Source organism: Streptomyces sp. NPDC005791, assembly GCF_042871485.1.
In the GTDB taxonomy this organism is placed as follows: Bacteria; Actinomycetota; Actinomycetes; order Streptomycetales; family Streptomycetaceae; genus Streptomyces.
Genome location: NZ_JBIAIP010000002.1, coordinates 616,596 through 627,286, shown reverse-complemented (window position 1 = coordinate 627,286; position 10,691 = coordinate 616,596). Strand labels below are relative to the sequence as shown.

The window sequence follows — 10,691 nt, the reverse complement described above, 5'->3', positions numbered from 1 at the left end:
GGCTGCACACCTACAATCACCACCGCGGACACACCGCGCTCGCAGGCAAACCACCCGCCAGCCGCGTCCCCAACCTCACAGGGCAATACACCTAGAGCTCTCCCTTACGGGTCAGCTGGTTGAAGCAGATCCAGCCGGGGAGCACCGGCAGCCACAGCGTCATCACGCGGTACAGCAGCACGGCCGGCGCCGCGACCTCCTTCGGCAGGCCCACCGCGATCAGACCGAGGGTCAGCGCTCCCTCGACGGCGCCCATACCGCCCGGGGTGGGCGCCGCGGACCCGATGGCGTTGCCCGCGAGGAAGACGACGGCGATGCTGGCGTAGCTGAGCTGGGGGACGTCGGGGCCGCTGAACGCGCGGATCGACGCGTCGAGACACATCACGAACAGGCCGGTCAGCAGCAGCATGCCGCCGATGCCGGTGACCAGCTTCTGGGGGCGCTGCACCACGTCGAGCATGCGGGGTACGACACCGGCGAACAGTGAGCGCACCCGGGTGACGACGAACTTCCGCAGGAACGGGATCGCGGTCACCACCAGCACGAGGACGGCGACGGTGAGCAGGCCCGCGATGACCGTCCTGGACGGGGTGAGTGAGTCCGGGGTCTTCTCCGTGCCGGTCAGATACCCGAACAGGGCGAGCAGCAGGATGTGGCAGCCGAGACCGAACAGCTGGGACGCGCCCACGCTCGCCACGGCGAGTCCCGGGCGTACCCCGGCGCGTTGCAGGAAGCGCGTGTTCAGCGCCACCCCGCCGACCGCCGCCGGGGCCACGATCTTCACGAACGACCCGGCCACCTGGGCCAGCACGGTCTTCCCGAAGGCCACCCGCTCCGGTACGAAGCCGAGCAGGCTCATGGCAGCGGCGACGTAGCTCAGGGCAGAGAAGCCCAGGGCGGCCGCCACCCAGCCCCACTCCGCCTGCTCCACGACCGTGCCGAAGTCGGCCTCGGTGACCTGGGAGATCAGGAAGTAGGCGGCGATCGCACCCGCGATGAAGCTGAACAGGGTGCGCGGCTTGATGCGCTCCAGCCGGACCGGCTCGACCGGTGCCTGCGGCCTGATCAGCAGCACCTGGCGGCGGATCTGCGCCAGCATGTCCTCTTCGCGGGCCTCTTCCAGGGCATCGTCCATCGCCCGCTTCTCGGCCTGCTTCTCCGTACGCAACGATCTGCGGGCCGCCTTGCGGTCGCCGGCCTCCGAGCCGTGCTCCGCCACCCCGGTCCGCTTGGCCGCCTGCGAGGCCTCCAGCACCGCCTCACGCTCGCGCTGCGAACGCTCCCGGGCGAGTCTGCGCAACGTCGCCCGGGTGGAACGGCTCAGCGCGATCGGCTGGAGCAGCGGCAGACAGTCGGCGACGGCGTCAGGCCCGAGCACGGCGAGCGCCCCGGCGACGGCCCGTTCCGCGCCCACGCGCAGCCCGGTGGTGGTGAGCAGCTGGGCGACGTCCATGCGCAGGACGAGATCACCCGCCGCGATCTCACCGCCCCGGAGATCGGTGACGAACACCGTGCCCCAGCGATCCACCAGGATGGCGTCGCCGGTGAGCCTGCGGTGCGCGATCCGCCGCGACTGGAGCGCCTTCACCTGCCGCCAGGCACCCCGCACCAGGTCGTCGGTGATCTCCTCGTCCTCCATCGCGTCCAGCGAGCGCCCGCCGATGTGCTCGTACACGAGCATCACGGCGTCGGGCCCGAGCTCGGACGTGGCGATCAGCTTGGGTGCGTTGGCCCCGGCGGCGATCGCCGCGTACGCGAGGAGCGCCTCCTGCTCCAGCGCCTGGCGCAGCGACTGGATGGAGCGCCGCTGGGTGATGCTGCGCAGGGTGAGCCTGCGCCACACCCGGTAGAAGAAACCCTGGGCCTGCTGTTCACGGTCGACGACCGTCACGTCCAGCGGTGGGCCGTCCTCCAGGGTGACCAGATAGCGGCGCCCCCGGTCACTCTGGTCGATGTTGTCGGGCGCGTCCTCGGTACGCATCGCGGCCACCGGTCGGAAGCCGACGTGCCGCAGACCGGCCATCAGGTGCTGGCCGGTCGGACGGACGTTCGGTGAGCCGACCGTGTACAGCGTGCCGTACGCCACGGTCCAGCCGATCAGCACGGTGAGGACGATCGAGAACGGGGTGGTGTAGCCGCCGACCAGCATCGCGAAGGCGTCCAGGAGCAGCACCACCCAGAGCACGACCCGCCAGCGCGGTCTGCGGGCCATCCCGACCGCCGTCATGTAGGCGATGACGGGCGCCAGGTACCCGTGCACGGGATCGGTGAGCGCGTCCCCGGGCTGTGGCTGGGTCAGGGCCTCCCGGATCGTCCCGGGGGCCGACCTGGCGACCCAGAGATCGGTGGCCAGGGTCACCCCGTGGGCCAGCACGGCGGCGAGCACCCCGTCCGCGATCCTCAGCCCGTCGCGTTTCACCAGCCGCTCGATCGCGAAGGCGACCGGCACGAGGAGCACGGCGATGCTGGACACCAGGCCCGCGAGCTTGATCAGCAGATCGGGGGCCTGGTCGGTGCCCTTGGAGATGTCGTCCTCGAGGCCGGTGGTGGTCCCCTGGGCGAAGGCGGCGAGGAAGAACAGCAGAGCGATCGCGAGGATCCCGACGAGGAGCCGCAGCAGATCGGAGGGGCGGTGGACCCGGGCGGGCAGCAGGGGCTCGTCGCCCGAGACGCGGTCGGTCAGGTCGGTGCCGGCCGACGCGAGTGTCGAGCCCGACACGTGCTCCGGGGACGACTCGGAGCCCTCCTTGGAGCCCGGGGCACCGGGCGCGTCCGGGCGCGGCTCCGCATCGGAGGCGTCCGCCGCCTTCGGTGGCTGCACGCCCTGCTCCTTAGCCTCTGATGAATGTTCGTGGTCTCGTATCACCGACACCGCCCGCACGATGGTGGCACGGCCTGCAGACAGAGGGGGGCATCAGGGTGCATTGCGCGGGCGCGATGCGCAACATACGCTGCTTCGCCCGCCCGCGCACGGTGTGTGATCAGGACGACACCGGGCAGGGCCCGTTGTCGGTGGCGTACGGCAGGATGGGACGGATGAGCGAAGACAGGACGAGCGGCAGCCGGGCGGAAGCCGTACCCGCCGGCCCCGTCCCCACCGAGCTGCCCGTCTACGCCGAGCGGGTGCTGGACGTGGCCGACGTCATTCCGCCCGGCCGCGTCATGACGTACGGCGATGTCGCGGAGTGGCTCGGTGACGGCGGGCCCAGACAGGTCGGCCGGGTGATGGCGCTGTACGGCTCCATGGCGCCCTGGTGGCGTGTGGTGCGCGCCGACGGGGCGCTGCTGCCGGGCCATGAGCTGCGGGCGCTCGGCCACTACCGCGAAGAGGGCACGCCCCTGCGCGCGGCCCCGCGCGACGCGGACGGGCACGTTCCACGCCTCGACATGAAGCGCGCCCGATGGGACGGCGCGACCTGTGGTCCGGGCGACGAAGCTCACAGCTGACAGCCTTCGCCGTCCTGCCCCGCCGGAACAGGCGCCGGGCCGGTGAACGGGACGCGCCGGGGCGTCGGGGGCCTCCACATGTGACGGGGGACGCTGCCCGGAGCCTGATGTCCGCCTCGCCGCTGGCGTAGCGTCGTCCCCACGCGGCACGCTCCGCTCCTCATCCGTTTCCGTCCCGCCCGGTCTCCCGCGCCGGCCCTCAGCACCGTCCGTCACCGCAGACGTCACACCCGGGCCGTCCCCCATGACAGGCCACCGAGCAGACCGAGTACACCCACCAGGACCGGCGATCCACGTGAGCTCCCCTTTCACCACCCGGAACAGCCCGCACCGTCAGGCACGGCGGCGGGCCCCGGGCGCGTACCGGCTGGTGCGCACACCGCCGGGCTCCGTGGACCCCCCTCTCCTGGACGCACCGCAGCGCGCGGTGGTTGACCACAGGGACGGCCCGCTGCTGGTCCTCGCCGGCCCCGGCACCGGCAAGAGCACCACCCTGGTGGAGGCGGTCGCCCGGCGCGTAGCCCGGGGGGCCGACCCCGCCCGCATCCTGGTCCTCACCTTCAGCCGCAAGGCCGCTGTCGAACTACGCGACCGGATGGCGGCCCGGCTCGGCGGCACCCGGGGCCCGCAGGCCACCACATTCCACTCGTACTGCTACGCACTGGTCCGCGCCCACCAGGACGCCGACCTCTTCGCCGACCCGCTGCGCCTGCTCTCCGGGCCCGAGCAGGACGTCACCGTCCGCGACCTCCTGGCCGGCCAGCTCGGCCTGGAACGGGCAGGGCTGGCCCATGTCCGCTGGCCCGACGAGCTGCGGGCCTGTCTGACCACCCGTGGCTTCGCCGACGAGGTGCGGGCGGTGCTGGCCCGCAGCCGTGAGCTGGGACTGGGGCCGGACGCGCTGGCCGCCTTCGCCCGCCGCACCGGCCGCCCCGACTGGAGCGCCGCCGCCCAGTTCCTCGCCGAATACCTGGACGTCCTCGACGCCCAAGGGGTACTCGACTACGCGGAACTGGTGCACCGGGCGGTCCTGCTCGCCGAACGGCCGGAGGTCGCGCAGGAGCTGGCCCGGAGCTACGACGCGGTCTTCGTCGACGAATACCAGGACACGGACCCCGCGCAGGTACGGCTGCTGCACGCCTTGGCCGGGAACCAGGGGACTGCCGCGCCGGGTACCGGTGGCGGCCGGACGCTGATCGCCTTCGGTGACCCCGACCAGTCGATCTACGCCTTCCGGGGCGCCGATGTGAACGGCATCCTCGACTTCCCCGACACCTTCCGCCGTGCCGACGGCGCGCCCGCCCCCGTCGGGGTCCTCACCACCTCGCGCCGCTCCGGTGCGAAGCTGCTCGAGGCCACCCGGCTGCTCACCCGCCGGATGCCGCTCACCCGTCTGCCCTCGGACAAGGTCCGCGCCCACCGTGAGCTGTCCGCCGTGCGCCCGGGCGGCCGTGTCGAGACGTACACCTATCCGACGCCCTCCACCGAGCTGGACAACATCGCTGATCTGCTCCGGCGCGCGCATCTGGAAGAGGGCGTGCCCTGGCGGGACATGGCGGTCCTGGTACGCGCCGGCGGCCGTTCGATTCCCGCCGTGCGCCGGGCGCTCACCTCCGCGGGGGTCCCCCTGGAGATCGACGGTGACGATCTTCCGCTGCGCCACGAGCCGGCGGTCGCCCCGCTCCTGACCGCCCTGCGCACCGTCGCCACGGCAGCGCTGCACACCACCGCGCCCGAGGACGCGGACGGCGAGGAGGCCGGTGCGGAGAGCGACAGGGCGGCACCCGGCCGGCTCGACACCGAGACCGCGCTCGCCCTGCTCACCTCCCCCCTCGGCTCCATGGACGCCGCCGACCTGCGCCGTCTCGGCCGCGCCCTGCGCGACGAGGAACGGGCCGCCGGGAACCGCGTACCGCCGCCGTCCGGGGAGCTGCTGGCCCGGGCGCTGTCCGAGCCCGAGCGCCTGGTCACGCACGACCCGGCGTACGCCCGCGGAGCTCAGCGGCTCGGCGCGCTCCTGCGCGACGCCCGTGAGCTCCTGGAAGGCGGCGGCACCGCCGAAGAGGCCCTGTGGACCCTGTGGAAGGGCACCCCCTGGCCCGGCCGGCTGGAGCGGGCGGCCCTGCGCGGCGGAGCGGGCGGCCGGAACGCCGACCGGGACCTCGACGCCGTATGCGCCCTCTTCGAGAGTGCGGCACGGGCCGAGGAGCGCACCGGGGGACGCGGCGCGCTCAACTTCCTTGAGGAGGTCGACGCCCAGGACATCGCCGCCGACACCCTGTCCCGGCGCGCCGTACTCCCCGACGCCGTACGTCTGATGACCGCGCACCGCTCCAAGGGCCTGGAATGGAGCCTGGTGGTCGTCGCCGGGGTACAGGAGGGCCTCTGGCCCGACCTGCGCCGCCGGGGGTCCCTGCTGGAGGCGGACCGGATCGGGCGCGACGGCCTGGCCGAACCGCTCACCCCGGGGGCGCTCCTGGCCGAGGAACGCCGCCTGTTCTACGTCGCCGCGACCCGCGCCCGTGAACGTCTCGTGGTCACCGCCGTCAAGGCCCCCGCCGACGACGGCGACCAGCCCTCCCGCTTCCTCACCGAACTGGGGGTCGAGCCCCGGGACGTCACCGGACGCCCCCGCCGCCCGCTCGCGGTGGCCTCGCTCGTCGCCGAGCTCCGGGCGACGACCGTCGACCCCGCCGCCTCGGAAGTACTGCGCGACGCCGCCGCCCGCCGGCTCGCCCGGCTCGCGGCGCTCACCGACGACGAGGGCCAGCCGCTGGTGCCCGCGGCCCACCCGTACCGCTGGTGGGGACTGAACGAACCCACCCGCTCCGAGGTCCCCCTGCGCGACCGGGACCATCCCGTCGCGCTCTCCGGGAGCGCGCTCGACCAGCTCGCCAACACCTGCGCACTCCAGTGGTTCCTGGGCCGTGAGGTGAAGGCCGACGCCCCGGCGACGGCGGCACAGGGATTCGGCAACGTGGTCCACGTGCTCGCCGACGAGGTGGCCTCCGGGCGGACCCCGGCCGACCTGGACGTCCTGATGGAACGTCTCGACTCCGTATGGGACGGCCTGGTCTTCGACGCCCCCTGGAAATCACAGCAGGAGAAGGACCAGGCGCGTGCCGCCCTGGAGCGCTTCCTGCACTGGCACGTCATGGACCGCGCCGGCCGCACCCCCGCCGCCAGCGAGCACGATTTCGACGTCACCCTCGAAGCCGGCGAGTACGCCGTGCGTATCCGGGGCTCCATGGACCGCGTCGAGCAGGACACCGAGGGCCGGGCCTACGTCGTCGACTTCAAGACCGGCAAGGGAGCGCCCACCAAGGACGAGGTGGCCTCCCACCCCCAGCTCGCGGTGTACCAGCTGGCCGTCAGGGAAGGCGCCGTCGACGAGGTCTTCGACGGCCACCGCCCGGAACCGGGAGGCGCCGAACTCGTACAGCTGCGCCAGCCCGCCCCGAAGAAGGAGGGCGGCGACGCCCTCCCCAAGGTCCAGGCACAGGAACCCCTCTCCGGGGAATGGGTCTCCGATCTGCTGGCCACGGCGGCCGGCCGGGTCCTGGACGAACGGTTCACCCCGACGACCGGCCAGCACTGCACCCACTGCGCCTTCAAGGCATCGTGCAGCGCGCAGCCCGAAGGCCGGCAGGTCATCGAATGACTGTTCGGGCGACATGCGCGCGGGACCGCGTTGTCGGTGCGTCCGGTTAGCCTCTTCCGAGTGTCCTCCCGTATCAGCGATCCCGAGCAGCTCAAGGAGCTCCTCGGGATCCCCTTCACCCCGGAGCAGACGGCCTGCATCACCGCGCCGCTCGCCCCGCAGGTGATCGTGGCCGGAGCCGGTTCGGGGAAGACCACCGTGATGGCCGCCCGTGTGGTGTGGCTGGTCGGGACCGGACAGGTCGCCCCGGAGCAGGTCCTCGGCCTGACGTTCACGAACAAGGCCGCCGGCGAGCTCGCCGAGCGGGTCCGCAAGGCGCTCGTCGCGGCCGGGGTCACCGACCCGGAGGTCATCGACCCGGACAACCCCCCGGGCGAGCCCAGCATCTCCACCTACCACGCCTTCGCCGGCCGACTCCTCACCGACCACGGACTGCGGATCGGTCTCGAACCCACCACACGGCTCCTCGCCGACGCCACCCGCCACCAGCTCGCCGCCCGGGTGCTGCGCGAGGCGCCCGGCCCCTACCCGGCGCTGACCCGGTCCTTCCCCACCCTCGTCAGCGACCTGCTGGCGCTGGACGCCGAGCTCGCCGAACACCTCGTACGACCCGGACAGCTCGCGGAGCACGACACCGAGCTGCTCCACACCCTGGAGACCGCCAGGCTCACCAACGCCGAGCTGCGCAAGCTCCCCGAGACGGCGAGGGCCCGCCGCGAGCTCCTCGAGCTGACCCGGCGCTACCGGGCGGCCAAGCGCAGCCGCGACCTCCTCGACTTCGGCGACCAGATCGCCCTCTCCGCCGAGCTGGCCCTCACCCGGCCCGAGGTCGGTGCCGTCCTGCGCGACGAATTCCGCGTCGTCCTGCTCGACGAGTACCAGGACACCTCCGTGGCCCAGAGACTGCTCCTGGCCGCCCTGTTCGGCGGAGGAGGCGGCAGCGGCACGGCGAGCGGGGACATGACGCCGGGCCGGGACGCGGCGGCAGCCGGGGACGGGACGGCAGGCGGGAACGGTACGGCAGGCCACGCCGTCACCGCCGTCGGCGACCCCTGCCAGGCCATCTACGGATGGCGCGGCGCCTCCGTGGCCAACCTCGACGACTTCCCGCACCACTTCCCGCACGCCGACGGCACCCCGGCCACCCGCTACTCCCTCAGCGAGAACCGTCGCAGCGGAGGCCGCCTCCTCCATCTCGCCAACGGCCTCGCCGCACCCCTGCGCGCCATGCACGAGGGAGTCGAGGCCCTGCGCCCCGCACCCGGTGCCGAAGGGGACGGCACGGTCCGGTGCGCCCTCCTGCGCACCCACGCCGAGGAGATCGACTGGCTCGGCGATTCGCTCGCCCACCTCGTGCGGACCGGCACGGCGCCCGGGGAGATCGCCGTCCTGTGCCGGACCGCGGGCGACTTCCCCCGCATCCAGGCCGCCCTCGTCGCCCGGGACATCCCGGTCGAGGTCGTCGGCCTGTCCGGCCTGCTGCACCTCCCCGAGGTCGCCGACCTCGTCGCCGTCTGCGAGGTCCTCCAGGACCCCGGGGCCAACGCCTCCCTGGTCCGGCTGCTCACCGGACCTCGCTGGCGCATCGGCCCCCGGGACCTCGCTCTCCTGGGACGCCGGGCCCGCCTGCTCGTCCACCGCTCCGCCCCCGGCGACGACGACACCGACCCGGACCGTCGCCTGGCCGAGGCGGTCGAGGGCATCGACCCCGCCGAGGTGATCTCGCTCGCCGACGCCCTCGACACCTTCCTGGAGTCCGGCGGCACCGAGGACGACCACCTGCCCTTCTCCGCCGAGGCCCGCGTCCGCTTCGCCCGTCTCGCCACCGAGCTCCGGGACCTCCGCCGCTCGCTGGCCGACCCCCTCATGGACGTACTGCACCGCGTCCTCGCGACCACCGGCCTCGAAGTGGAACTCTCCGCTTCGCCGCACGCCCTGGCCGCACGCCGTCGCGAGACCCTCGCCAACTTCCTGGACGTCGCCGCCGGCTTCGCCGCAGTGGACGGGGAGGCGAGCCTGCTCGCCTTCCTCGGCTTCCTGCGCACCGCCGCGCAGTACGAGAAGGGCCTGGACAACGCCCTGCCCGGCGGCGAGAACACGGTGAAGGTCCTCACCGCCCACAAGTCCAAGGGACTGGAATGGGACGTCGTCGCCGTCCCGGGCCTCGTCGACGGCCAGTTCCCGAGCACGCAGTCCCGGGACGCGTGGACCTCACAGCCCCAGGTCCTCCCGCACACCCTGCGCGGTGACTCCGCCACGCTCCCGGCCCTCCGCTCCTTCGACGCCAAGGGCCTCAAGGCGTTCAAGGAGGAGATGAAGGGGCATCAGCACACCGAGGAGCTCCGTCTCGGCTACGTCACCTTCACCCGCCCCCGCAGCCTGCTGCTCGGCTCCGGCCACTGGTGGGGCCCGTCCCAGAAGAAGCCCCGCGGCCCGTCCGCCTTCCTCGACGCACTGTACGAGCACTGCGCCGCCGGGTACGGCGAGATCGAGGCCTGGGCGGACGAGCCCGCGGAGGACGAGGAGAACCCGGCGCTCCAGGAGAACGACGCCGACCGGGCCTGGCCACTCCCGCTCGACGACATCGCCATGGCCCGCCGCCGCGCCGCCCGGGACACGGTGCTGGCCCACATGGAGGCCCTGGCGGCCACGCCGGTGCCCGACGTCTACGAGGAGCCCGCGCACGCCCCGGAGCGGCCGTACGAGGACGAGCCGTCGTACGGCGAGGAGCCAGGCGCGCCTGAGGAGCCGTCCTACGCCGAGGCCGACGCCCCGTACGACGATCCGTTCCCGGACGGTGAGCCCGGACCTCACGCCGGGCCGGACGCTCCCGTCCCGCACGTGCCCGCCGCCCGCGCCCCGGCGGACGCGGACCTCACCCCGGAGGAATCACGCGTCCTCGCCTCCTGGGACCGTGATCTCGAAGCTCTCGCCGGTGAGCTGCGCCGCGCCCGCGCCACCGTGCGGGACGTCGTCGTACCCGCCACGCTCTCCGCCACCCAGCTGCTGCACCTCGCCGACGACCCGGAGGGCTTCGCCCGGGAGCTCGCCCGCCCCATGCCCCGCCCCCCGCAGCCCGCCGCCCGCCGGGGGACCCGCTTTCACGCCTGGGTGGAGTCCCGGTTCGAGGAACTCCCGCTGCCCATGCTCGGCCCGGACGAACTCCCCGGGGGTGACGAGAGCGACGCGGAGATCGCCGACGAACGCGACCTCGCCGAGCTCAAGGAGGCCTTCGAGCGCACCGCGTACGCCCGGCGCACTCCGTACCGCGTCGAGACCCCGTTCCAGATCACGCTCGGGGGCCGCGTGATCCGTGGCCGGATCGACGCGGTCTACCGCACAGGGGACTCGTACGAGATCGTCGACTGGAAAACCAGCCGGCACCGCACGGCCGACCCGCTCCAGCTGGCCGTCTACCGCCTGGCCTGGGCCGAACTGCACGGTCTGCCGCTGGAATCGGTCACCGCGACCTTCCTGTACGTACGCACCGGGGAGACGTCCCACCCCACCGGGCTGCCGGGCAGGGAGGAGCTGGAGAAGCTCCTGCTGGACGATCCACCTCCGCAGGGCCGATAGGCTCATA

The 10,691-nt window shown here is 73.2% G+C and carries 4 protein-coding genes; 3 read left to right on the top strand and 1 reads right to left on the bottom strand.

Annotation, left to right across the window (positions count from 1 at the left end; all coding sequences use genetic code 11):
- Positions 1-91 precede the first annotated feature (91 nt).
- Complete coding sequence (locus ACFYSH_RS07155) at positions 92-2,821, bottom strand: lysylphosphatidylglycerol synthase domain-containing protein (RefSeq protein ID WP_359479206.1); 2,730 nt, start codon at positions 2,819-2,821, stop codon at positions 92-94.
- A gap of 215 nt (positions 2,822-3,036) precedes the next feature.
- Here ACFYSH_RS07155 and ACFYSH_RS07150 point away from each other — a divergent pair, with 215 nt between their 5' ends.
- From ACFYSH_RS07150 to ACFYSH_RS07140, 3 genes are all read left to right on the top strand, one after another.
- Complete coding sequence (locus ACFYSH_RS07150; protein WP_359479203.1) at positions 3,037-3,447, top strand: MGMT family protein; 411 nt, start codon at positions 3,037-3,039, stop codon at positions 3,445-3,447.
- A 295-nt stretch (positions 3,448-3,742) separates the two neighbouring features.
- On the top strand, positions 3,743-7,108 hold the full coding sequence (locus ACFYSH_RS07145) for an ATP-dependent DNA helicase (protein ID WP_359479200.1): 3,366 nt from the start codon (positions 3,743-3,745) through the stop codon (positions 7,106-7,108).
- Between the two features lie 60 nt (positions 7,109-7,168).
- Complete coding sequence (locus tag ACFYSH_RS07140) at positions 7,169-10,684, top strand: UvrD-helicase domain-containing protein (protein WP_388751249.1); 3,516 nt, start codon at positions 7,169-7,171, stop codon at positions 10,682-10,684.
- Positions 10,685-10,691 lie beyond the last annotated feature (7 nt).

Coding starts and splice junctions, on each gene's coding strand:
- ACFYSH_RS07150 (WP_359479203.1), top strand. CDS start 3,037: ATGAGCGAAGACAGGACGAGCGGCAGCCGGGCGGAAGCCGTACCCGCC.